The sequence below is a fragment of the Burkholderia sp. L27(2015) genome, assembly GCF_009765705.1.
Classification (GTDB): domain Bacteria; phylum Pseudomonadota; class Gammaproteobacteria; order Burkholderiales; family Burkholderiaceae; genus LMUX01.
The window spans coordinates 22,041-46,022 of sequence record NZ_LMUX01000017.1 but is presented as its reverse complement, the minus strand read 5'-3'; the positions used below and the strand labels follow the sequence as shown (position 1 = coordinate 46,022).

At 60.4% G+C, this 23,982-nt stretch carries 25 protein-coding genes and 1 pseudogene; 12 read left to right on the top strand and 14 right to left on the bottom strand.

Annotation, left to right across the window (positions count from 1 at the left end; translation table 11 throughout):
- Positions 1-10: 10 nt before the first annotated feature.
- From GSQ77_RS13775 to GSQ77_RS13745, 7 genes and pseudogenes are all read left to right on the top strand, one after another.
- Positions 11-721: pseudogene (locus tag GSQ77_RS13775) on the top strand (NlpC/P60 family protein); the annotation flags it as partial.
- Between the two features lie 340 nt (positions 722-1,061).
- Entirely contained in the window at positions 1,062-1,799 is a 738-nt protein-coding gene (locus tag GSQ77_RS13770) for a MotA/TolQ/ExbB proton channel family protein (protein WP_158903134.1), read from the top strand.
- A complete protein-coding gene (locus GSQ77_RS13765; RefSeq protein ID WP_254067618.1) occupies positions 1,796-2,245 on the top strand; it encodes a biopolymer transporter ExbD in 450 nt (149 codons plus the stop codon). Before GSQ77_RS13770 ends, GSQ77_RS13765 begins: the two co-directional genes overlap by 4 nt.
- Positions 2,246-2,486: 241 nt before the next feature.
- Positions 2,487-4,724 (top strand): TonB-dependent siderophore receptor, encoded by a 2,238-nt coding sequence (locus GSQ77_RS13760; protein WP_158903132.1) that lies wholly within the window; start codon positions 2,487-2,489, stop codon positions 4,722-4,724.
- A gap of 38 nt (positions 4,725-4,762) precedes the next feature.
- Complete coding sequence (locus GSQ77_RS13755) at positions 4,763-5,446, top strand: Fe2+-dependent dioxygenase (protein WP_158903130.1); 684 nt, start codon at positions 4,763-4,765, stop codon at positions 5,444-5,446.
- A gap of 125 nt (positions 5,447-5,571) precedes the next feature.
- Positions 5,572-6,285, top strand: coding sequence for an energy transducer TonB (locus GSQ77_RS29795; protein ID WP_158903128.1), 714 nt, complete (start codon positions 5,572-5,574; stop codon positions 6,283-6,285).
- Positions 6,286-6,441: 156 nt separating this feature from the next.
- Positions 6,442-7,275: an SDR family oxidoreductase gene (locus GSQ77_RS13745; protein WP_158903126.1), complete on the top strand. Its 834-nt coding sequence runs from the start codon at positions 6,442-6,444 to the stop codon at positions 7,273-7,275.
- 5 nt (positions 7,276-7,280) lie between these two features.
- On the opposite strand, the gene GSQ77_RS13740 is transcribed toward GSQ77_RS13745, so the two are convergent.
- The 11 genes from GSQ77_RS13740 to GSQ77_RS13690 all read right to left on the bottom strand — a co-directional run bounded on the left by GSQ77_RS13740 (position 7,281) and on the right by GSQ77_RS13690 (position 16,739).
- Positions 7,281-8,669, bottom strand: coding sequence for a replicative DNA helicase (locus GSQ77_RS13740; protein ID WP_158903124.1), 1,389 nt, complete (start codon positions 8,667-8,669; stop codon positions 7,281-7,283).
- A gap of 281 nt (positions 8,670-8,950) precedes the next feature.
- On the bottom strand, positions 8,951-9,403 hold the full coding sequence (gene rplI, locus GSQ77_RS13735) for a 50S ribosomal protein L9 (RefSeq protein ID WP_158903122.1): 453 nt from the start codon (positions 9,401-9,403) through the stop codon (positions 8,951-8,953).
- Positions 9,404-9,428: 25 nt separating this feature from the next.
- Complete coding sequence (gene rpsR / locus GSQ77_RS13730) at positions 9,429-9,704, bottom strand: 30S ribosomal protein S18 (protein WP_158903120.1); 276 nt, start codon at positions 9,702-9,704, stop codon at positions 9,429-9,431.
- Positions 9,705-9,706: 2 nt separating this feature from the next.
- Positions 9,707-10,012: a primosomal replication protein N gene (gene priB / locus GSQ77_RS13725; protein WP_158903900.1), complete on the bottom strand. Its 306-nt coding sequence runs from the start codon at positions 10,010-10,012 to the stop codon at positions 9,707-9,709.
- 39 nt (positions 10,013-10,051) lie between these two features.
- Complete coding sequence (gene rpsF / locus GSQ77_RS13720) at positions 10,052-10,423, bottom strand: 30S ribosomal protein S6 (protein ID WP_158903118.1); 372 nt, start codon at positions 10,421-10,423, stop codon at positions 10,052-10,054.
- Positions 10,424-10,559: 136 nt separating this feature from the next.
- Positions 10,560-11,600: an asparaginase gene (locus tag GSQ77_RS13715; RefSeq protein ID WP_158903116.1), complete on the bottom strand. Its 1,041-nt coding sequence runs from the start codon at positions 11,598-11,600 to the stop codon at positions 10,560-10,562.
- A 98-nt stretch (positions 11,601-11,698) separates the two neighbouring features.
- Entirely contained in the window at positions 11,699-12,625 is a 927-nt protein-coding gene (locus GSQ77_RS13710) for a CysB family HTH-type transcriptional regulator (protein ID WP_158903114.1), read from the bottom strand.
- 66 nt (positions 12,626-12,691) lie between these two features.
- Positions 12,692-13,765 (bottom strand): sulfate/molybdate ABC transporter ATP-binding protein, encoded by a 1,074-nt coding sequence (locus tag GSQ77_RS13705; RefSeq protein WP_158903112.1) that lies wholly within the window; start codon positions 13,763-13,765, stop codon positions 12,692-12,694.
- Complete coding sequence (cysW, locus tag GSQ77_RS13700; protein ID WP_158903110.1) at positions 13,762-14,730, bottom strand: sulfate ABC transporter permease subunit CysW; 969 nt, start codon at positions 14,728-14,730, stop codon at positions 13,762-13,764. Before cysW ends, GSQ77_RS13705 begins: the two co-directional genes overlap by 4 nt.
- Positions 14,727-15,650, bottom strand: coding sequence for a sulfate ABC transporter permease subunit CysT (gene cysT, locus GSQ77_RS13695; protein WP_158903899.1), 924 nt, complete (start codon positions 15,648-15,650; stop codon positions 14,727-14,729). Before cysT ends, cysW begins: the two co-directional genes overlap by 4 nt.
- Positions 15,651-15,686: 36 nt before the next feature.
- Positions 15,687-16,739, bottom strand: a complete 1,053-nt coding sequence (locus tag GSQ77_RS13690; RefSeq protein ID WP_158903108.1) for a sulfate ABC transporter substrate-binding protein — start codon at positions 16,737-16,739, stop codon at positions 15,687-15,689.
- A 207-nt stretch (positions 16,740-16,946) separates the two neighbouring features.
- Here GSQ77_RS13690 and lexA point away from each other — a divergent pair, with 207 nt between their 5' ends.
- The 4 genes from lexA (at position 16,947) to GSQ77_RS13670 (ending at position 20,247) form a co-directional block, all read left to right on the top strand.
- Positions 16,947-17,600, top strand: a complete 654-nt coding sequence (gene lexA / locus GSQ77_RS13685) for a transcriptional repressor LexA (RefSeq protein WP_158903106.1) — start codon at positions 16,947-16,949, stop codon at positions 17,598-17,600.
- Between the two features lie 13 nt (positions 17,601-17,613).
- The gene (locus tag GSQ77_RS13680; RefSeq protein ID WP_158903104.1) at positions 17,614-18,075 is read left to right on the top strand and encodes a hypothetical protein; all 462 of its coding nucleotides are present in this window, start codon (positions 17,614-17,616) and stop codon (positions 18,073-18,075) included.
- A gap of 89 nt (positions 18,076-18,164) precedes the next feature.
- Positions 18,165-19,880, top strand: a complete 1,716-nt coding sequence (locus tag GSQ77_RS13675; RefSeq protein WP_216854898.1) for a sensor domain-containing diguanylate cyclase — start codon at positions 18,165-18,167, stop codon at positions 19,878-19,880.
- A 148-nt stretch (positions 19,881-20,028) separates the two neighbouring features.
- Positions 20,029-20,247 carry a transcriptional regulator gene (locus GSQ77_RS13670; protein ID WP_158903100.1) on the top strand — a complete coding sequence of 73 codons (219 nt, stop codon included), beginning with the start codon at positions 20,029-20,031 and terminating at the stop codon, positions 20,245-20,247.
- A 98-nt stretch (positions 20,248-20,345) separates the two neighbouring features.
- On the opposite strand, the gene GSQ77_RS13665 is transcribed toward GSQ77_RS13670, so the two are convergent.
- From GSQ77_RS13665 to GSQ77_RS13655, 3 genes are all read right to left on the bottom strand, one after another.
- Complete coding sequence (locus GSQ77_RS13665) at positions 20,346-20,807, bottom strand: PPC domain-containing DNA-binding protein (RefSeq protein WP_158903098.1); 462 nt, start codon at positions 20,805-20,807, stop codon at positions 20,346-20,348.
- Positions 20,804-21,466 (bottom strand): hypothetical protein, encoded by a 663-nt coding sequence (locus tag GSQ77_RS13660; protein WP_254067617.1) that lies wholly within the window; start codon positions 21,464-21,466, stop codon positions 20,804-20,806. The genes GSQ77_RS13665 and GSQ77_RS13660 overlap by 4 nt, the downstream gene beginning before the upstream one ends.
- Before the next feature lie 251 nt (positions 21,467-21,717).
- On the bottom strand, positions 21,718-22,635 hold the full coding sequence (locus tag GSQ77_RS13655; protein ID WP_158903096.1) for a LysR family transcriptional regulator: 918 nt from the start codon (positions 22,633-22,635) through the stop codon (positions 21,718-21,720).
- Positions 22,636-22,798: 163 nt separating this feature from the next.
- Between GSQ77_RS13655 and GSQ77_RS13650 the strand changes: the two genes are divergently transcribed.
- Complete coding sequence (locus GSQ77_RS13650) at positions 22,799-23,968, top strand: sigma-54-dependent Fis family transcriptional regulator (protein WP_158903094.1); 1,170 nt, start codon at positions 22,799-22,801, stop codon at positions 23,966-23,968.
- Positions 23,969-23,982 lie beyond the last annotated feature (14 nt).

Here is a 23,982-nt window from a genome sequence, read left to right as displayed (position 1 = left end):
CTGCCCACTGATGCGCCGACTCGGCTTTTATCTGCTGCTCACTGTATTGTTGGCCGCGTGCTCCAGCGCCCCCCTGCGTAACTCATCAGGCACCTCAAATGGCGGCGGCACTTATGGCACCTCCAAACCCAGGCCCGCGCCATCGCCTGCAGAATCCGGCTTGCCTGAATTTGTCGATCACAGTGTGGGAACCGAGGAAATCTCGATCGAAGCCATGAGCCTGGTGGGTGTGCCCTATCGTTGGGGTGGCAATACGCCCGAAAGCGGTTTCGATTGCAGCGGCTTGGTCGACTACGTGGTGCGCCGCGCCGCATCGGTCAACCTGCCGCGCACCACCGAACAGATGGGCGGCGTCGGCAGCACGATCAACCCGGACGAAATCGCTCCCGGCGATCTGATATTTTTTAACACCACAGGCCGGGCGCATTCTCACGTCGGCATCTACGTCGGCCAATATCGCTTCGTCAATGCACCGTCCACGGGCGGCACGGTCCGGATCGATTACGTCACCAACCCGTATTGGGCGAAGCGTTTCGATGGTATCCGGCGCGTGGCTACGGGCCTTGCCCCCAAACGCGATAATCCGTCCTTTGAAGCCCCGACCTTCGAGGCAGTTGCACCGCCGCCTGCTCCCGCAGCGGTTCCCGCCTCTACCGACCCCATCGCGCAATTTGCCGCCGCGCCGATCGGCTCCTCGATCGGCTCCTCGATCGGCTCCGCTGATACAGCGCCAGACAGCACAACCGCTGCTGACCGCTTACACGCGAACCTCGTCCCCGCAAACACCCTTCCCGCCGATACCGAATCGATTTCGGTGCCTGTCCAGCCGACTCCGGCCCAAGCGTCTCAGCCTGACTCAGACGTAGACCCCATTGCCCACTTTAGCGCCAGCAGATTCTAATTTTCACAATCGAACCCTAAACTTCTGCATTCACTACTTGCAAAAGTTACCAAGAATAATGATAATGATTCTCGTTTAGATTGTTACTAACATTTACATAGCCTTGCGGCCTGTTACGCCAAGTTGGCGTTTGAGCCGGCATTCATTAAGGAAACACGAAATGCAGCACTACGGGATCATTCACGTCTGGGAGCAAGGCGACTTTGTCACTCGCTCCATTGCGATATTACTGTTGCTGATGTCGGTGATGACGTGGACCGTGATTGTGGTCAAAGGCTATGGCATGCTGCGCTTGCGCCACCTGCAGGTCAACGCCGACCACGATTTCTGGCACTCCGAGAATTTCGAGACCGCGCTTGAAAAATTGAGCCGTGAACGGCGCAACCCGTTTCTCGACATTGCGCTCGCGGGCCAGGAAGCGGCGGACCATCATCATCAGACCCAGCCCCATCTGCACGACAAGATGAGCATCAGCGACTGGCTCACGCGCTGTCTGCGCAGTGCGATGGACCAGCGCATTGCTGAGATGCAGTCAGGCCTGTCGATACTGGCTTCGATCGGCAGCACGGCCCCGTTCGTTGGACTGTTCGGCACGGTCTGGGGTATTTATCACGCACTGGTGCAGATCGGCGAAACAGGCCAGACCTCGATCGACCAAGTTGCCGGTCCGGTTGGCGAAGCGCTCATCATGACCGCGTTCGGCCTGCTCGTCGCCATCCCTGCGGTATTGGGTTTCAATGCATTGACGCGTGGCAACAAGGCCACCATTAATCGTCTGAACCGGTTTGCGCACGGCCTGCATGCCTATTTTGCCACCGGCGCACATCCGGCCTTTCCCGCGAGCGGCAAACTCAGTCTCGCCTCACAGCGTGACGTTGCCGAGAGGAGCACGCGATGAGCATGGGCTCGAACTCACTGCACAGCGACTCCAGTGATTACGGCGATCACGACGATGGCTTGATGGTCGAGATCAATATGACGCCGTTGGTCGATGTGATGCTGGTGCTGCTGGTGATTTTCCTGGTCACACTGCCGGTGATCCAACATGCCGTGAAACTGGATCTGCCGCAATCGAGCAGCCAGCCGATTGACCAGAAGCCGGTGCATGTGCAGATCGGCATCGCGGCCGATGGCGCGTTGACGTGGAATGAAAAGCCGCTGACCAGCGAAGAGCTCGTGCCACGGCTGGCTGCGGCCGCCAGTCAAACCCCACAGCCCGAGCTGCAGCTCTACGCCGATCGCCACGTGATGTACGAAAAAGTGGCAGATGTGATGTCGGCAGCGCAAACCGCAGGCTTGGCCAAGCTCGATTTCGTGACGGCGCCGGCCGCTAAAAAGCCATGAATATCCGAGACGTATAACGCAGTGGCGCATGCCCGGCCACTGCACAGCTAGCTCCGTAATTTCCCGATTGATCAGCTAACTCGCCAGATAGTGAGCGATGCGGTCGTGTTCGCCCTTAAAACGAGAATACGTCTCATTCAACACAGCCTGACTGTTCGGTTTTTTTGTTTTGAAGCTTGCCCGTCCTGACGAGCCAAGGCTCCTGGATTACCTCTAACTACAACAGATCTCCTCCGCCTACATGCTGAAAAAAACTCCTGTCGCGGCTGCGCTTACGCTAGCATTTGCTACCCATCTGAGTGCATCGTACGCACAAACCACGACCGTACCCGCGTCGCGCACCAACAGCACCAGCACAACGACCGCGGGTGCCGCCGCGCCCGCGGCAGCCTCCGCTACCGTAGCAGCCTCAGATGCAGTGACCACCGAGACCTTGCCGACCGTCTCGGTATCGGGCAGCGCCGACAAGAACGATTTCCAGGCGCAGACCTCCTCGGTCGGTGGCAAGCGGCCTGTGGCGCTTCACGATCTGGCGCAAACAGCGGTGGTGGTCAATAAAGCCCTGCTGCAATCGGAAGGCGCAACCTCGTTCCAGGATGCTCTGCGCAACGTGCCCGGCGTCACCATCGGTGGTGCCGAAGGCGGCCAGATCGGCAACAACATCAACTTGCGCGGCTTCACCGCGCGTACCGACATTTACCTCGATGGTTTTCGCGATCCGGGCCAGTACTATCGCGACACCTTCGACCTCGAATCGATCGACGTGCTGTACGGCCCCTCGTCCATGCTGTTTGGCCGCGGCTCGACTGGCGGTGTGATCAACCAGGTCACCAAGCAGGCCAATCTGAAGCAATCGGCGGAAATATCCGGCACCATCGGCACCGATGACAGATACCGCACCACGACCGACATCAACCAGCCGCTAAGCGACACTTCCGCTTTCCGCCTGAACACCTTCGGCCAGACCTTGCACTCGACTCGTGACGTGGAAGTGAACCGTGATTATGGCTTCGCACCCAACCTGCGTTTTGGTATCGGCACCCCCACGGAAGTGACCTTGTCAGCCTTGATCGAGCATAACAACGATATGCCGGACTACGGCGTACAGGCGCTCAATGGCATGCCGTTCTCGCCGTCGCGCAGCACGTTTTACGGCCTGACCGACGACCGCACGATCCAGGACACGCAGATCTTCAATGCCAAGGTCAAGCACAAGGTCAACGATCAACTGTCGATCCAGAACCAGACGCAATTCGCTCACTATTTGACCGATGCACGAGAGACGGCCGCCGCGAAGATCCTGACCGGGCCGCTGGCAACCAGTCCGGCGCTGGCTGCCGGCAATTTCACCAACCTCCCGCCGTCGCAGTTGTATGTTCAGTTGGCGAGCCATGACCGCGTGATCAACTATCACACGCTCTACAACGACACCGATGTGCTTTACAAATTCACCACCGGCCCGTTCAAGCACGATGTGGATGCCGGTATCGAGCTAGGTCGCGAAACGTACAACAACCAAGCCTATACGCGTAACAACCTGCCGGTGGTCTCGCTGCTCGACCCTGTCTATGAGGCCACACCGGGCAACGTGACAACCACCCCGGGTAACCTGGCGGATGCGGCCGCCAACACGTTTGCAGCCTATGTCAACGACACCATCAGTTTCGGCGATCACTGGAAGTTCGTGGGTGGCGTGCGCTGGGATCGCTTCAAGGCTGAAATCGCCAACTCCGTCAGCTTGCCGCCCTATGCGTCTCAGACCAATAACTTCACCAGTGTACGTACCGGCCTGATTTACCAGCCGCAAGACTGGTCCACGTATTACGTTTCCTACGGCACTTCATTCGATCCCTCGCTGGAAAGCTTGACGGTCACCAACTTCACCCAGGCGCTGCCGCCCGAGACGAATACATCGTATGAAGTCGGTGGTAAGTGGGATGCCATGCAAGGCCGCCTGTCACTGACCGCAGCGCTGTTCCAGGTTGAGCAGGACAATGCCCGTACCCAGGTGTCAGCCACCGAATACGAACTCGACGGTGACGTGAGAGTACGGGGGACTCAACTGGGCTTGACTGGCCATCTAACCGACAAATGGCAAGTGTTCGGCGGGTACACGTTCATGAATGCCCTGGTTGTGAAGGCGGCCGACGGCACTCAGGGCAATACTCCGGCTAACACGCCGCGCAACACACTTACCTTGTGGAGTACCTATAATGTCACGCCACATTGGGAAATCGGCGGCGGTCCGACTTACATGTCGAGCCGGTTCGCAGCCAATACCGATCTGGTCAAAGCCGGCGGCTATACGCGCTGGGATGCGGAAGTGGCTTATCACCAGCCGAAATACGATATACGCTTGAACGTGCAAAATTTGACCAACAGGAACTACTATGATGCGCTGATCGCATCCGATGGCGGACGCTCGGTGCCCGCCATCGGACGTACGGTGCTGGCGACCGCGACCTATCGCTTCTTCTGAGCGAGCATGCGTGGCCACCTTGATGGAATGACACGACTATGATGATCCATGTTCCCCGCGTGCTCAACGCCGAGCAAGTTGCCGCCATGCGTGCGCGCCTCGACGCGGGGGGCGATGCGTGGGTCGATGGCCGTGCCACCGCCGGCTATCAAGGTGCCCCGGTCAAGCACAATCAGCAACTCGCCGAAGGTAACCCGTTGACGCGGGAGCTGGCCGATACGGTGTTGGCCATGCTGGAACGCAATCCGCTGTTCATCAGTGCGGCACTGCCCAATCAGGTCTATCCGCCCTTGTTCAACCGGTATGGGCCGGGCATGACCTTTGGCGACCACGTCGATGGTGCGGTTCGGGTGCTACCCAATGGTGTGAAGCTGCGCACCGACGTGTCCGCCACCTTGTTCCTGAGTGAGCCGCACGAGTACGACGGCGGCGAACTGGTCATCCATGACACCTATGGCGCGCATCAGGTCAAGCTGGCAGCGGGCGACATGATCGTCTACCCAGCCAGCAGCGTGCACAGCGTGACGCCGATTACGCGCGGCGAGCGCCTCGGCTGTTTCTTCTGGGTACAAAGCCTGGTGCGCGACGATGCGCAGCGTGCCCTGTTGTTCGACCTCGATAACGCCATTCAGCGGCTCAATGTCACACAGGCCGACGACGGCGCCCGGCGCACGCTGGTGGGCTGTTATCACAATCTGTTGCGGCAATGGAGCTTGACGTGACGGCCCGCCACCGTTCGCGGCAGGCCGCCGCATCCGATGCGCTTATCCACGCGACTCGCGCATGCCGCAGTACGGCGCGCGCACCTTCACTACTTTGACACCGCCTTTTTTGCAGCAGGTTACCTATGATTGCCACCAGTTCGACACATCACGCCAGCGCGGCTGCGCAGCCCAACGCACAGCGTAAGGCCATAGTCATCGCCGCACTGGTCGTGCTGGCGCATGTGCTGGTGCTATTCGTCGCACTTCATACCCGCGCGCCTGAAGTGTTGAAGTTGGAACCGCCGCGCAGTATCTCGGTGCAACTGATCGCCGCGCCCACGCCCCCAGCCCCGCCGCCGCCTCAGGCCAGCCCCAAGCCCACCCCGCCCGTGACGCCACCGCCCACGCCGCGCCCGGTGGTCAAGCCCTTGCCCAAACCGGTCAAGCAAAGCACGCGCCCCACCGAGACGCCGGTCGCCCCGCCTACGCCGCCCAGCGCGCCGGCAACGCCCGCTGTCGCGGCGCCGCCGGCCAATCCGGTGCCGGCCATGCCGCAGACCTTGCCGGCTGATACCGCGCCGAAAACGGTCGAGCATCTGAGCTGCGCTATCCCGCCGCCGGTATATCCCGCCTTGTCGCGCCGCAACGGCGACAGCGGCACGGTGCTGGTGAAGATCGTGATCGACACCGCTGGCCGCATCGAAACGGCCAACGTGGCGCGCAGCAGCGGCTTCCCGCGGCTGGACGATGCTGCCGTGCAGGCCGTGCTGCAAAGCCATTGCAACGCACATGTGGAAAATGGCCAGGGTATCCGCAGCGCAGCATTGGTGCCGTTCCGATTTACGCTGGATCAGTAAGCAGCGCTCGATCGACGTCGCTGGATTGCGCGGCTGCGCGGCGTAGCAGTGGCAGTCCCCCGCATACAGCATCGCCAGCATAACGCCGGCGATGCTGTTATGGTATCTGCATCCCCTCACCTCGGTATCTGCATCCCCTCACCTCGGAGACCCAACTTGGATCTGCAACTCAACGGCAAAGTGGTTCTGATTACCGGCGCCAGCAAAGGCATCGGCTTGGCCTGTGCACAGGCCTTCGCGCGCGAAGGCGCGCAGGTCGCCATCGTCTCGCGTGACCCCGACAATCTGTCTCGTGCCAAGGCGACGCTGGCCGAACAAGGGCTGCAGGTGCATTCATTCGCGGCCAATCTGTCCGATGCCAACCAAGCCGAGCAGATGGTGCAGACTGTCACGCAGGCATTGGGCGAGATCGACGTGCTCGTCAACAGTGCGGGCGCAGCGAAACGCTACGAACCCGAAACGCTCGATGCCGCCGCGTTCCAGGCGACGATGGACGCCAAATATTTTCCGTATATGTTCCCGCAGCAAGCGGTGCTCAAGCGCATGGTCGCTCGCGTCAAGGCGCAGCAGGAGCGCGACGGCTCAGGTACCACGAGCACGGTGACGCCAGGCGCCATTGTCAACATCATCGGCATGGGGGGTAAATTCGCCACGGATTTCCATATCGCGGGTGGCGCAGCCAATGCTGCGTTGATGCTGGCTACCGCCGGCTTCGCTCACTACTACGCGCGCTACGGCATACGCGTGAATGCGATCAATCCGGGGCAAACGCTCACCGACCGGGTCGACCAGGCGATGGAGCTCGAGGCGGCCCGACTTGGCATCAGCAAAGAGGAAGCGCTCGCGCGTGGCCAGAAAAACGTACCGCTGGGCCGCTATGCGCAGCCGCAGGAAGTGGCCGACGTCGCGCTGTTCCTCGCCAGCGTCCGTTCCAGCTACGTCACCGCCGCAATGATCCCGATGGACGGCGGCTCGACTCCATCCATCTGACGCCGCTACTCGGCGGCAAAGAACGCGTTGCCGCCGGCGTAGTTGTCGAACTTGGTGTATTGCCCGAGGAAGGTGAGGCGAACGGTGCCGATCGGGCCGTTACGCTGCTTGCCGATAATGATTTCCGCGGTGCCCTTGTCGGGGCTATCCGGGTTGTACACTTCGTCCCGATAGATGAACAGGATCACGTCCGCGTCCTGTTCGATGGCGCCCGACTCGCGCAAGTCGGACATCACGGGCCGCTTATTGGGCCGTTGCTCCAGGCCACGATTGAGCTGCGAGAGCGCCACCACCGGCACATCCAGTTCCTTGGCCAGGCTTTTCAGCGAACGCGAAATTTCGGAAATTTCCGTGGCGCGGTTTTCGCCTTGCGAGGCCGACGACATCAACTGCAAATAATCGATCACGATCAGGCCCAGCTTGCCGCACTGGCGCGACAGACGCCGCGCACGCGAGCGCAATTCCATCGGGTTCAGGCCGCCGCTTTCGTCGATGAAGATCTGCGCCTCGCTCATCTTCTGCATCGCATGAGTCAGCTTGGGCCAGTCTTCGTCGATCAACTTGCCGGTACGCAAACGATGCGCGTCGAGCCGGCCAACCGAACCCAGCATCCGCGTGGCGAGCTGCGTGCCCGGCATTTCCATGGAGAACACCGCCACCGGCAAGCCATATTCAACGCCGACGTACTCGCCTATATTCATCGCTAACGACGTCTTGCCCATCGACGGACGACCCGCCACGATGATCAGTTCGCCGCCATGCATGCCTGAGGTCATACGGTCGAGGTCGACGAAGCCGGTGGGCGTGCCGGTGATATCGCTGGCATTGTCCTGGTGATATAGCTCGTCGATGCGCTCCACCACCTTGGACAGCAGCGGGCGAATTTCCAAAAAACCTTGCGTGCCGCGCGATCCTTCTTCGGCGATCGAAAACACTTTGGCTTCGGCTTCATCCAGCAGTTGACGCACTTCCTTGCCCTGCGGATTGAAGGCGTCGCCCGAGATCTCGTCGGCTACCGTCACCAGCTTGCGCAGCACGGCACGGTCGCGCACGATTTCAGCGTAGCGTCGGATATTCGCAGCGCTTGGCGTGTTCTGGGCCAACGCGTTCAGATAAGCCAGCCCTCCAACATCGTCCGATTTACCCGCGACCTGTAGCGATTCGAAGACAGTGATCACGTCGGCCGGCCGCGTCATCGAAATCAACTTGCCGATATGCTGGAAAATCAGCCGGTGGTCGAAGCGGTAAAAATCGCTGTCGTGCAAAAAATCGGCAACGCGATCCCAAGCACTGTTATCGAGCAACAGGCCGCCGAGTACCGATTGCTCGGCCTCGATGGAGTGCGGCGGCACTTTCAGGGATTCGATCTGGGGGTCTTTTGCAGGTGCGTTCATGAGCCGAATTATGCCATTTGGTCAGCCGCCTGAACGAGAAAGTTGCGAATCGCCTGCACCATAGGCCCGCCGGTCCGGACCCGCGGTTTGGTGGGCGCCCGCGAGGACACGGGCAACGCGGTTTGCCCAAGTGGCGCCCAAAAAAGAAAAAGCGGCAAACGGAGAACCGTTTACCGCCATTCCTACTTGCTGCCGGGGGCCACCCTGGTGTTGCCACCCTGGCGCCACCCTCAAGGAACCGCCCGCATGCCTATACGCTACATGCAGGCCGCCCCAGGCGATCAGGCATGCTCGCCGATCACGGCAATGGTCACGTCGACCAGCACGTCGGTATGCAAGCCAACTTGCACCGCATGCTCGCCCACCAGCTTCAGCGGGCCCGTCGGCAGACGCACTTGCGCCTTTTCGACGACGAAACCTTGTGCCTTCAACGCTTCAGCGATGTCGAAGTTGGTCACCGAACCGAACAGACGGCCGTCAACACCGGCTTTCTGCGAAATCTGGATAACCTGACCCGACAGCTTTTCGCCTTGAGCCGTAGCGGCTGCCAGCTTTTCAGCAGCGATCTTCTCCAGATCGGCGCGACGCACTTCGAATTCAGCGATCGCGTCTTTGGTGGCGCGGCGCGCCTTCTTTTGGGGAATCAGGAAGTTACGTGCGAAACCGTCCTTAACCTTGACGATATCGCCGAGGTTGCCCAGATTGACCACTTTTTCCAACAAGATAATTTGCATGTGATTTCTCCTAGTGCGCCGTCAATTAGGCCTTGTGCAGGTCGGTGTACGGCAGCAATGCGAGAAAACGCGCGCGCTTGATTGCCGCGTCGAGCTGACGCTGGTAATGGGCCTTGGTGCCGGTGAGACGCGCCGGGGTGATTTTGCCGTTTTCGCCGATGAAGTCTTTCAGCGTTTCGATATCTTTGTAATCGATCTGCTCGACGTTAGCCGCGGTGAAGCGGCAGAATTTCTTGCGCTTGAACAGCGGATTTTGCTGCGGGCGACGGCGTTCGAATTTTTTGCCAGTGGGACGTGCCATGATCAGTCCTTTCCAATATGCTGTATTTCTGTAATGTGAAAAACCAGGGTTCGGGCATTGCGGCTGCGCAGCGCGAGGAAACCTGCAAAATGGGCGATCACGCCTAGTTCACAACGCTCCAGCGTGCCGGCAAGTTCGCCGGCAACCAACGCCTGCAAGGTCATCTCAACCTGCCTGGGCACCCCCGCCTCGACTACCTCGGCGCGGTGATGCAAGGTGCAGCTCACGATCGGGACGCCTGCCGGGGTATATCTCACCGACTCGCGCTCGACTACGGCTGCTTCAAGTTGCAGATGATTCCGCGGCAAATGATTCAATTAATGCTGCCTGGAACCTGATTCAATCGCTCAAGCCTGGACTTCGGTCGGCTGCACGGAAACCTTCTTGGCTTCTTCGCGCTGCACTTCCTTCATCATCGGCGACGGTGCGGTCTCGGCCTTCTTGGTCTTGACGATCAAGTGGCGCAACACGGCATCGTTGAATTTGAATGCATGTTCGAGTTCGTCCAGCGTTTCCTGATCGCACTCGATGTTCATGCACACGTAATGTGCCTTGGCGAGCTTTTCGATCATGTACGCGAGCTGGCGACGACCCCAGTCTTCGACGCGGTGCACTTGGCCGCCGCGGGTGGTGATGGTCGTGCGATACCGCTCGATCATGGCGGGCACTTGCTCGCTTTGATCCGGGTGCACGATAAATACGATTTCATAATGACGCATGAAAACTCCTTATGGATATTGGCCATCCGGGCGTCAAGACCGGTATGGCAAGGTGAACAGCCGGAAATTATAGCCTGAAAGGCCTAGCACAACAAGCCGCAGTGTGCAAAGGCCGGCCTCAGGGCCCCGATCAGGCTCAGAAAACGTCGAAATGCGTCTGCAAATCGGCGAGCGGAATCTCTAGTGCCAGCGCGAGCATAAGTAGCACCCTCGCCTTGTAAGGATTGAGCGTGCCCGCCGCGATAAAGCCGAGTTCGCTATCGGGGGCTGCGCCATCACGCATCACATGCCCGCTGCCGGTGCGCGAGGCGCGCACCACCGCGACACCTTGCGCCGCAGCCTGCGCCAGGGCGTGCTGCAACGCCGAATGGATAGAACCATTGCCCGTGCCAGCTACCACGATACCGTGCACACCGGCCGCCACCAGCCCATCGACCAGCACGGCGCTCACGCCCGCATAACTGGCGACGATCTCCACGATCGGCCAGTGCGCCGGCACGGCAAACGGCGTATCCACCGTATGCGGCCGAGTCACGGTGCGTTGGAATTCCACCCGGGCGTCCTGAACCCAGCCCAATATGCCGAACTCCGGCGATTCGAACGCATGCACCGCGGCCGTATTGCGCTTGGTCACATCGCGCGCACCATGGATTTGATTGTTGACCACCACCAGCACGCCGCGTCCAGCCGCTTGGGGGTCGGCCGCAACCTTGACGGCTTGGCACAAGTTCAACGGACCGTCGGCCGACAAGGCCGTAGCGGGACGCATGGCGGCCGTCACGACCACCGGTTTGCGGCTCTTGAGCGTCAGGTGCAGGAAATAGGCGGTTTCTTCGAGGGTGTCGGTGCCGTGAGTGACCACCACGCCGGCAATCTCGGGACGCGCCAGCAAGACGCCGATACGTTGGGCAAGACGTGCCCATACGTCGACCGACATATCCTTGCTGTCGATACTGGCGAGCTGCTCGGCTTCGATCTGCGCCAAGTCGGCCAGTGCGGGCACAGCCTCCAGCAAATGCTCGACAGGCAGCGTGCCGGCTTTGTAACCGGCGGTTTGCAGCGCGTCGGCGGCCGAGCCGGCGATCGTTCCGCCGGTGGCCAACAAAGCAATGCGCGGCAACGTTTCGGTGCCGCGGGTGCCGTCTGGTTCGGACGAGGAGGAGTTGGGTATTTGCATCGCCCTATTGTAGCGAAGGCCGTCCGGTGCGCCTACCTAGACAGCCATCCTGCCGCGACCGCCGTCGCCCTCTGCCCTCAATGCCTAACCGATCGTCCTCACACTGGCTCGCGCAGCTGCGCGGCGATTTCCGCCTCATTGAGGTGCGGCGCGAACATTTCGATCAGCCGATACGCGTATTGGCGCAGGAACGCTCCTTTGCGCAAACCGACCCGCGTTACATTGGCCTCGAACAACTCGCCGGTATCGAGGACCACCAGTTCGCTGTCTTTTTTCGGATCGATCGCCATCGCGGCGACGATCCCCACTCCCATGCCGATCTCGACATAGGTTTTGATCACGTCGGCATCGATTGCCGTCAACACCACGTCGGGCGCCACGCCAGCCTTGGCGAACGCGCTATCGATATGGGAACGGCCGGTGAAATCGTGGTCATACGTAATGATCGGATAATCCGCGATTTCTTCGAGCGTCAAACCGGTGCGCCCAACCAGCGGATGCCCCTTGGGCACCACCACGACGTGCTGCCACGAATAACACGGAAAGGTCGCGATATCGGGATACCGGTCGAGCGCTTCCGTCGAAATACCGAGGTCGGCTTCGCCGTCCAATATCATCTGCGCAATCTGCTGCGGGTTCCCCTGCCGCAAAGCCAGATGCACGCCGGGAAACACTTCTGTAAAACGCCGGATCACCTGCGGCAGCGCGTATCGCGCCTGGGTGTGAGTGGTCGCCACGACCAGGTGGCCGCTATCCTGGTCGGCAAACTGCCGCGCCACGCGCCGCAGATTCTCGGCGTCCAGCAACATACGCTCGATCGTGGGCACCACGGCGCGGCCGGGCTCGGTCAAACCGGTCAAGCGCTTGCCGCGACGCACGAAAATATCGACCCCGAGTTCGTCCTCAAGATCCTTGATCTGCTTGCTCACGCCGGATTGCGAAGTGAACAGCACATTGGCAACTTCGGTCAGGTTCATATTCTGCCGAACCGCCTCACGTACAAAACGCAATTGCTGGAAATTCATCTTAAGGTCCGATGTGTCGTGTTGCTGCATGGCGCTTGGCCACGCGGATTCTTTTTACGGATCGCGCTAGGCCCGTGCCTGTGCCGGAAAAGCCTGCAGCGCACGCGGCACGGCCGTCACGCCGTCGCCCACCGCGATGCCGAGTGCTTGCCAGGAAGCGCGGTCCAACTCCGCCTCGAGGATGCGTCCGGCTCCGGTTTCGAGCTCGACGCGCACGGTGCCGCCCACGGGAATCACGCGCCGGATGCCGACCCTGATGCCACCGGCATGAGCGGCATTATGTTCGCCAGGCACCAGTTGCAAATCGTGCGGACGCACAAAGGCCAGCGCCGGCCCGCGAAAATCGGCTTGCACGCCCACCGCCGAAATCGCGTCGACGGCGGTGAAGCCGTGCTCGCCTACCTGCCCCTGCAACTGATTGGCTGCACCGAGAAATTCGTACACGAAAGCACTTTGCGGATGGTCATACACCTCCTGGGGACTGCCGGTTTGCTCAACGCGTCCGTGATTCATCACGACAATCCGATCGGCCACTTCGAGCGCCTCTTCCTGATCGTGCGTAACGAAAATCGTCGTGACGTGCAAATCGTCGTGCAGGCGGCGCAGCCAACTGCGCAACTCCTTGCGCACCTTTGCGTCGAGCGCGCCAAACGGCTCGTCGAGCAGCAACACGCTAGGCTCGACCGCTAACGCACGCGCCAGCGCGATACGCTGGCGCTGTCCGCCGGAAAGCTCCGAGGGGTAGCGATCGGCCAGCCAGTCGAGCTGGACCAGCTTGAGCAAGTCGTGCACCTTGGTGCGGATCACCGCCTCCGTGGGCCGCTCGCGGCGCGGCTTGACGCGTAGGCCAAAGGCGATATTCTCGAACACCGTCATGTGGCGAAACAGCGCGTAATGCTGGAACACAAAGCCCACTTGACGCTCGCGCGCGCCCACGCTGGCGACATCGCGTCCGTCGAGCAGCACCTGACCCGCATCGGCATATTCCAAACCAGCGATGACCCGCAGCAACGTGGTTTTTCCGCAGCCCGACGGCCCCAGCAACGCAACCAACTCGCCCGAGGCGAACTCGAGCGAGAGATGGTCGATGGCGGTGAAGCTGCCAAACTGCTTTTCGATACCGCGAACGATGATGCTCATGACATATTCCTGTTGATCGAGGCGTAAGCGCTTTGCAACGGCGCGGCCTGTGCCGGCACGCTCGCGTGCAAGTCCTGCTTGAGCCGGCCTTCGGCCAGCAGCTTGAGGGCCAGCGTCACGAGCGCCAGCAGCGCAAGCAGCGAGGCCACCGCAAATGCGGCCGCAAAGTTGTATTCGTTGTAGAGAATTTCGACGTGCAGCGGCATCGTGTTGGTCTGCCCACGAATGTGCCCCGACACCACCGACACAGCACCGAATTCGCCCATCGCGCGCGCATTGCACAGAATCACGCCGTACAGCAGCCCCCATTTGACGTTGGGCAAAGTCACACGGCGAAACATCTGCCAGCCCGACGCGCCCAACACCCGAGCCGCTTCCTCCTCTTCCGTGCCCTGCGCCTGCATCAACGGAATCAGTTCGCGCGCAACGAACGGGAAGGTGACGAAGATGGTCGCCATCACAATGCCCGGGACCGCGAAAATGAGCTGGATCTGGTGCGCGTCCAGCCATGGACCGAGCCAGCCCTGCGCGCCGAACAGCAGCACGAACACCAACCCGGAAATAACCGGCGAGACCGAAAACGGCAGATCGATCAAGGTCATCAACAGGCTCTTGCCGCGAAACTCGAACTTCGCGATCGCCCATGAAGCGGCCAGGCCAAACACCACGTTCAACGGTACTGCGATCGCCGCGACCAGCAAGGTCAGGCGAATGGCCGACCAGGCATCGGGATCGGCCAGTGCATCGAAGTAGTAGGCGAACCCTTTGCTCAATGCCAACTGGAACACGGCTGCCAGCGGCACCACCAGAAACGCCAACAGAAATACCAGCGTCACTGTGATCAAAACGATACGTACGGGACGCGATTCGGTCACCGGCTCAGGACGACGCGCGCGCGCGCTTACATCCAATCCGGCATCGAATTCACCGGGTGCGCCGTTCTTGATTCCCGATCGATTGCTCATGATGTCAGCACCTCGGCAGCAGCGGCCCGGGGCCTGGCCTGGATCCGCGAATTCGAATGACGGCGCTGCCACCACCACTGCAGCGTATTGATGAACAACAACAAGGAGAACGATGCCAGCAGCATCACAACGGCCAGCGCCGTCGCACCCGCGTAGTCGAACTGCTCAAGCTCAGTGATGATCAGCAAGGCCGTAATTTCCGACTTCATCGGCACATTGCCCGCGATAAAAATGACCGATCCGTACTCGCCGAGCCCCCGCGCAAGTGCCAGCGAAAAGCCGGTCAACAATGCCGGCGCCACCGCCGGAAAAACAATGCGCGAAAAGGTCAGCCAGCGCGACGCGCCCAGGCAAGCCGCCGCCTCTTCCTGCTCACGCTCGAACTCCTCGAGCACCGGCTGCACCGTGCGCACCACGAACGGCAGGCCGATAAAGGTCAACGCAAGCACCACGCCGGCGCGCGTAAACGCGATCTTGATCCCCATGGGCTCGAGCCACTGACCGATCCAGCCGTTGCCCGCATAGACCGCCGCCAACGCGATACCGGCCACGGCGGTGGGCAACGCGAACGGCAAGTCCACCAGGGCGTCGACCAGGCGCTTGCCCGGAAATTGATAACGCACCAGTACCCACGCCACCAGGAACCCGAATATCGCGTTGATCAATGCCGCCACCGCCGCCGCCCCGAAGGTCAAGCGATACGAAGCCAGTACCCGCGCCGACGTGACGGCCCGCACGAAATGCGGCCAATCGAGCGTCGCGGTCTTGAGGAAGGTCGCGGCGAGCGGGATCAATACGATCAGGCTCAGATAGGTGACGGTAAAGCCAAGCGCCAGGCCGAAGCCTGGCAACGCACTGGGTTTGCGGAACGAAAAGCCCGCGGGAAAGCCGGCCCGGGCCGACCGGGTGGCGACTGCCACCGCGCTCGAAGAAGGTTTCAAGATAGATCCATTACGTTATTGCGGTGCGTAAATCTGGTCGAACACGCCACCATCCGCAAAATGCGTCTTTTGCGCGTTGGCCCAACCGCCAAAGGTGTCGTCCACGGTGTACAGCTTCAGTTTCGGGAAGATGCGCGTGTATTTCTCAGCCACTTTGGTCGAGCGCGGACGATAAAAATTGCGTGCGGCAATCTCCTGCCCCTCGTCGCTGTACCAGTATTGCAAGTAGGCTTGCGCCACCTTGCGCGTGCCGTGCTTGTCCACCACCTTGTCGACGACCGCTACCGGCGGCTCGGCCAGGATGCTGACCGACGGCACGACAATCTCGAACTTATCGGCACCGAACTCTTTCATCGCCAGGAATGCCTCGTTCTCCCAAGCCAACAAGACGTCGCCCTGGCCGCGCTGGACGAAACTGGTGGTCGCACCGCGCGCGCCCGAATCGAGCACGCCGGCGTTCTTGTAAACCTTACCGACGAAATCCTTCGCCTTCGCGTCCGTGCCGCCCGGCAGATGCAGCGCATAGGCATAGGCCGCCAGGTAGTTCCAACGCGCGCCGCCTGAAGTCTTCGGATTCGGCGTGACGATACTCAAACCGGGTTTGGCCAGATCATCCCAATCGTGCACATGTTTGGGATTGCCCTTGCGCACCAGGAACACGATCGTGGATGTGTAGGGCGCGGCGTTGTCCGGCAAACGCTTTTGCCAACCTTTGTCGACCAGACCGCGCTCGGCAAGCGCGTCGATGTCATAGGCCAGCGCCAGCGTCACCACATCCGCCTGCAGGCCGTCGATCACCGAGCGCGCCTGCGCCCCCGAGCCGCCATGCGATTGCTCGAACTTGATGGTTTCGCCGGTCTGTTTTTTCCACTGCGCGCCGAAGGCCTGATTGAAATCCTGATAGAGCTCGCGAGTCGGGTCATACGACACGTTCAACAAGGTCGTGTCCGCCCGCGCAGCGTCAACTTGCGCCAGCCAACCACAGGCAGTCGCCGCTGCAATCAGCAACATCGAAAGCAACGGCTTGAAGGTCCTGCGAGGTCCGGTCTCGGTGAATAGCGCTTGCATACAACTCCTGTTCCACTCTTATTAGGGGGCGAGGACGGAGTGTAGCGAGCACGCTAAATAATAAAAAAGACTGTTTTATCATTTCTTTATTCGATTTCTGACTAAAGAATGGGCGTGGCTTTTGTGTTGCCGATTGAAAACAACACTTGACCCTTACTTGAATACTGTATAAAAATACAGTCAACTGTTCAAACATACAGTGAGCCCATGAACAAACTGACAGCAAGACAGCACCAGGTGTACGAACTCGTTCGACGCGCAATCGAGCGCACCGGCTTTCCGCCGACGCGGGCGGAAATTGCTGCGGAACTCGGGTTCAGCTCCGCCAATTCCGCGGAAGAACATCTGCGAGCGCTGGCGCGCAAAGGTGTGATCGAATTGGCTGCGGGTGCCTCGCGCGGAATCCGGCTCGTGCCGCAGCAAGGCGAAGATACGCCGTACCAGATGACGCTGCCCCATGCCGCGCTGATGCAGCTTTCGTTGCCGCTGGTCGGACGGGTTGCCGCGGGTAGTCCGATCCTGGCGCAAGAGCATGTCTCGCAGCATTACACCTGCGACCCGGCGCTGTTTGCCAAAACACCGGATTACCTGCTCAAAGTGCGCGGCATGAGCATGCGCGACGCCGGCATTCTGGACGGCGACCTGCTCGCCGTGCAGCGTCACCACGAAGCCCACGACGGACAAATCGTGGTCGCCCGGCTCGGGGACGACGTCACCGTCAAACGCTTTCGCCGGATACACGGCGGCGTTGAGTTGATGGCCGAAAATCCGGATTACCCGTCGATTCTTGTCGACCCGGAGCGCACCGATTTTGCGCTGGAAGGTATTGCAGTCGGGCTCATCCGCCCGACTGAATTCTGAACGGAGTTTCATCATGAAGCGTCTTGCCCGCCTGCTCCCGTTTCGCCAATTTGGTCGCTTTCATCATCTGAGGATGCTGCGCGAGTGCGGTGCTGTGGGCACGACCTCCTGGTCTTTAGCAACGTCCGGCGTGGGCCCGGATTCGAGCTTCGAACTGGACCCGTGCATTGAGTTGCCTCAAGCCAATCGCCCGGCGTTTGCTCGGCTGCCGCTGAGGGCACCGCAACAACGGCCGCCGAGCGCGCCGGCGCAAGCTCCCGCTGCCAATATTCCGGCAACCGATACCGCGGGACGCGCCGCCCTGCAGAAAGAACACGATGCGAGCCTGGCTGGCGGCGAACCCGTGCGCGTGTATCGCGGCCCGTCCCGTGTCACGCTCGTTGGGCATATCGATGCCGTGTGCCGTATGCTGGACCGGTGCATCGCCGAGGAGAATGCGGGTTTGGCGGGCGGCCTGTTTGACTGCCCTGCATGAGTCGTGTGGTGTATTAGCGTAAACGCTGGCCGATATGTGGTGCGACCCCGTGTACCCTTGCAACGAAACTCGTTCCAGTGAGAGATTCGATGCCGGTCAACCTGATACGGGATGGTTTAAAACAACCCGGCTATCGCGCGCTGCTCCTCCTCTGTTTGATTATCGGAGCGCTGTTCTCGGTGATTCTCGCCGACTGGACCGCCGATCGGCTGATTGAGCAACGCGCGGCATCGGCCGTCAGCGACGCCAATATTCTGACCGAGCGCCTGGCTGACGGGATCACCAGCGAAATCGATCAAAACCTGCGCTATCTGCGCGGCGTACCTGTCATGTTGTCGCGCCTGGCTTCTGTCAAAGCGGCGCTGCGTGATTTGCCCACCTACACGAGCGGTAACCACGGCGGCCTGCCGCTGCAGCGTCGCGCTCAACTAGGCGAAAACGCGCGTCTGCAGGAACTAGACGGGATGCTCGATGGCGCCGCGCAAGATCTCAGCCTGTCGCTATTGTTGGTGCTCGATCCCCACGGCATTTGCATCGCGTCCAGCAATTTCCTTTCGCCGCTATCGGTCGCAGGCCTGGATCTCAGCGATCGCCGGTATTTCATCGGTTCCCGCAATGGCCTGCCAACCGAAGACTTTGCGATCGGACGCGCCACGGATCAGTCCGGCATGTTTTTCTCGGCGCCCGTCGTGGACCAGCAGCATGTCACGGGCGTGGTCGCGGTCAAGGTCAACATCGATGAAATGGCGCACTGGATCAGCGAGGGCAACTCGTTCGTGACCGATCGGAACGGTGTGATCATCCTGGCCCACGATCCCCAATTCCTGTATCGCGCACTGCGGGGCGCCGCGGTATTTTCACTGACGGCAGAGCAACAAACCGAGACCTACAAGCGCACACATTTCGACGTACTGGAACGCGCACCTTACACTCAGCACGGGCTGTCTACGCTGGAAACCTTGGGCAATCTGCCTAACCCTGTCGTGATCCGTGCCCGAACCACCTTGCAGGGAGGACTGACCGTGTACGCGGTCACGCCGGTCACCGAGATCGCCCGGATACGCGTTGAACGCCTGGGTTATTTTTGGTGGGCATTCTTCACTTATGTAGGCTTGGGTCTGGCGCTCCTGTCGGTCGCGGCCTATTACGCGCGCGAGCGCCGTCATCTACGTGAAACCATGGCGCTGAATACCTCCCTGCAAACCGTAAACCAGGACTTGGAGCACGAAGTGCGGCACGATCCGTTGACCGGCGTTTTCAATCGCGGATACTTCGTCAAGTTACTCGGCGATGCTATCGCTGGCGCTGCCAATGCCACTCCCGCTTCTGCTTTCGCTTCCGCTTTCGCGTCTGCTTTCGCTTCTGCTTCTCCAAGTCGCCGTTTTTGTGTAGCCGTGATCGATCTCGATTTCTTCAAACCGATCAACGACACCTATGGTCACGCGGCGGGCGACCGAGCACTGCTTGCGTTCGTGGAGGTATGCCAGACCAAACTGCGCGAGAGTGACTATTTCGGCCGTATCGGCGGAGAGGAATTTGCGGTCTTATTGCCTGATGCCGACGAAGACATTGCCGCAAGTGTTTTGGATCGAATGCGAGCGCAGGTCGAACAGACGCAATGTGCTTTTCACCAGCACACCCTGCACTTCACATTCAGTGCCGGGGTCACGGCTTACGAACCGGGCGACCAGGTGGACGGCATTCTGCAGCGCGCCGACCGAGCGCTCTACTACGCGAAAGCGCATGGCCGCAACCGCGTCGTGACCCATGCGTGGATGCTGAAACTCCCGGCCCTCAGCGTCTGACGCATCGGTGCCAAGTGTTTCAGCATCTATGCACTCGATACGCGATGTAATTTGCTTACGACGAAAGATCAGTTCACTTGCATCGTGCGCCCCGCTAGACTGCATTGTCAGTCACATCACGCGTCGCGTATTTCCGGAGTCACCCACGATGAAGCTATCGACCTTTTATAAAGGCTATCAAGTTTCGGCCGATGCCACGCCGTTGCATAACGGCTTATATGCAGCAACGCTATTGATTCAAAAAGCGGCGGACAGTTGCGCGCAGGCACTGCAGTTCAAAGAGCTCGATTATTTTTTTGAGGAATCGCAAGCGCTGGCGTATGCCACACGCTGGGGGCGGTTGTGGATCGATAACGAAGCGTGTTGAGTTGCCGTTGAGTTGCCACTGATCCGCCGCAAAGAGCCGCGCTGATACGTCGCGGCCGCGCGCAAAAAGGCCGGACCCTGGATAGGCTCCGGCCATGTTCAAGCGCTCTCGGCAATCCATTCCTGCAGCGTCGCCTCGATAGTAATAAACGCCAGGTTGGCGCCGCGCACCAAGCGCCCTGCGTACACCGCGCCGTCGGTTCCAGATAACGCGGCATTCAGTTGAGTCGAGCTGTTGCTGGTCGTCATGGCTGCGGCTGTGACTTCGCCGAAGACATTCAGAATTTCGACGCCAGGTCCTTTGATTATCCGCTCTCGCACCCCGTCGGCCGCACGATAACTCAGGCGTCCATCGACCAAGCTCCCCAATACGCCGCGCACCACTGCGCGCTGCATGCCATACGTAGTGCAAAGCGCTTCCAGTGCGCCGACCAGATCCTCATTCGGTTTGATACGCGCGACCACCACGCGACCGTAATGCCCACTTTCGAGTTTGACGTGTTCGCTCGATAGGTCGTCGCTCGATAGGTCGTCGCTCGACGGGTTCGATAGTGCATTCATTGCAGCGCTCCGACGTACGGTTGCAATAGTTTGTAGTGCGTTTCTTCGTCCTCGCCCTGCACGAAACCACCCTGCCCGAACAGGCAAAGATGCATCACGAGCGGCTCGGCACCGACCACGGTTTCGTCGAGTATCAAATGGCCGCCATGCAACGCGCCGTTCGTATCGGCATAGCCGCCGTGGCAGTGCAGCAATACGGCGCCGTTCGCGTCGCGACCAAAATTGACGGTGCCGTTGATGAAGGTCGCTTCGCCACTTTCGCGTATCGGCGCGCCGTAGATATAAGGACGATCGCCTTCGGCTGCCGCGACGATCACGTGATATTGCAGTGCCCGTGCGCTGCCGCGGCAGATGTAGCCCATCGCGCCGCTGTAGTGATAAGGCGCGAGCGCATCGCGTAACATCTTTCCGACATTGGCGCCGCATGGAATCGTAATACGCATGTCTTGCGGCGTACGTATTTGCACCGACAGCAGTCGTGGCGAAGTTGCCGCACCGGGGTGGCAAAAGCCCCGCGCGGTATTTGCTTCGTTGTGTGCGTGGCGCGGATAGTCGGCATCGGCTGCCGGGTCGGATGCAGCGTTCAGCTTAAACAGAGGGCTGGGATCGGCCCCCTCGATCGCACTCGCGCTTGTGGCGCCGTGGATAGACAGGTTCATGGTAGTCACCAGTTAAAGAGACCTGTCTATCAAGCAATTAAAGTGCCACCTTGGGTGTCCGGGTATGGCCGCGGCGAGAAAGCCCGATGGGTATGCCGTGAGGGCTCGTCCCGGGTTTGACTCGGAGACGGTCAGCGGACCGTTGCCGGCGTGCACCTGTCGCAAGCAGCGACAGGTGTAACACCCTCGCCCAGCGTGACGAACCCGCGCGCAGGCAGACTCATCCCAGCGCTAACAAAGCCTAACGAAGCCTAACGAAGCGGCCGATCGCTGATTTCGTCATGCTCGCGCGCCCAAACCGAGGCGGCGGTCGTCACAAAGTGCTCTACGCACGGGTTGAAGTTATCGCGGCTCCAGACCACGAACACGTCCACGAACGGCGGCGCCTTGAGCGGCACGAAACGCACGTTGTCGGCATGAGTGCTTTGCATCGAACGATGCACGAGCGCCACCCCCAGCCCTTGCCCAACCAGATTGATAATGGTTTGCTGAAAATTCGTCTCCAGACGAATGCGCGGTGCAAAGCCGGCACGTCGGCAGTAACTGACTATCGTGTCGTAGATAAAGGTCGAGGCCACACGTGGCGAAATGATGAACGATTCATCGCCCAGATCCCGCACCGCAATCGAAGCCGCGCCGGCCAACGCATGATCGGCGGGCAGCACGGCGACCAGCGGTTCGCGAAATACCTGCCGGCTTTCCAGACCGTCCAGCACATCAGGGGGATACATGATGCCGACGTCGGTTTTGCCGTTGCGTATGTCTTCCAGCAGCAAGGTCGGTATGGTTTCTCCCAATTTCATGTCCACGCGCGGAAATGCCGACGCGTAGGCACGGGTCAACGGCGGCAACACGCTATACGCAGCCGCGTACATGAACCCCACCGACAACGCCCCTTCTTCGCCCAAGCTGGCTGAGCGCGCGTTGCCACGCGCCCGCTCGACAGCGGTCAGGATCCCCTTCGCGTCTTGATAAAAACGCTCGCCAGCCGCCGACAAACGCACGCTGCGCCGGGTACGCTCGAACAGCACCACGCCCAGCTCTTCTTCCAGCGCCACGATCAGGCGCGACAACGGCGGTTGCGAGATGTGCAGAATCTCGGCCGCGCGTCCGTAATGCAGCGTTTCGGCCAATACAGTGAAATAGCGAAAATGCCTGAGTTCTATCATTGATACCTCACGGGTATTATTCGATGCCTAATATTGTATTGGAAGTCATCAATGAATCGCCTTATTCTCGAAGTTGAAGCCATCAAGATGCTTCGCTGAGAGCGCCCCTCGCCACAAGCGGACCGGAGCAGCTCAATATAATTGCCTATAAAAGAGACAAGCCATGACCGCCCACGACGCGCAGGAATGCCCGCTTTCAGGAGCAAGCCCCGGAGTAAGCCTGACTCCCTATCTACCGCTAGACCACTTATGCGGCCCTCGTTCTTCGATGCACACCCTGTTGGAGCGTGCTCGTCGACTGATCGATCGCCAGTTGCCGCTGCTGCTGCTCGGCGAGACGGGCACCGGCAAGGAATATCTGGCACGTGCGTTACACAAGTACAGCCGTCGGCGGCGCGCGGCGCTGATTGCGCTCAATTGCGCATCCATTCCGGACAACCTGGTTGAAAGCGAGCTGTTCGGCTATCAACGTGGCGCATTTTCGGGCGCACTACCTGGCGGCATGAAGGGCAAGGTCGTGCTGGCCGATCGAGGCACCTTGTTTCTCGACGAAGTGGGCGATATGCCGGCCGCGCAACAAACGCGTCTACTGCGTGTGCTCTCGGAAGGCGAAGTCACGCCGATCGGCGCCGCGCAACCGATCGCGGTGGACGTGCAACTGATCTGCGCCACGCATCAGGACCTGGCCCAACGCGTGGAGCGTGGCGAATTCCGCGAGGATTTGTATTACCGGATCGCGGTCGGCGTGTTGGAATTGCCGGCTCTGCGCGAACGCGACGACCGTGCCTGGCTGCTGCAAAGCATGCTGACCGAGGAGATGCCGGGCCGCACGCTGGACGACACGCTTTGCGCCGACGCGCTCGACTTGTTGATGACCTATACGTGGCCCGGCAACCTGCGGCAGATGCGTGCCGCTTTACGCTACGCCTGCGCGGTGAAAAACGGCGACACCGTTACGCTAGCCGACTTGCCCGCCCAGATCACGCAAAAGCCGCGTACCTCGGTCACCGTGGCGCAACCGGCAACGCCGCTACCCTACGTGCACGCGGGCAGTTCCAACGATGCGTTTATCCAGAGCGCGCCAGCCGCACACGAGCAGCGCGAGGAACGCAACACCTTGATACGCGTCTTGGCGGAAAGCCGCTGGAATATCTCGGCTGCCGCGCGTCGCCTGGGCATGTGTCGAGCGTCGCTGTATCGCAAGCTCAAGCAATTCGACATCCCTCATGTGCGCGACATGGGCCGTGACCTGATATCGGCCAGCGATATGCCAAGCCCCCGGGCGGCTCCCCATGGCGTGGAAACGCACCCCGCGCTCAGGCGCATCCACTAAGGTAGCGCTCGTCT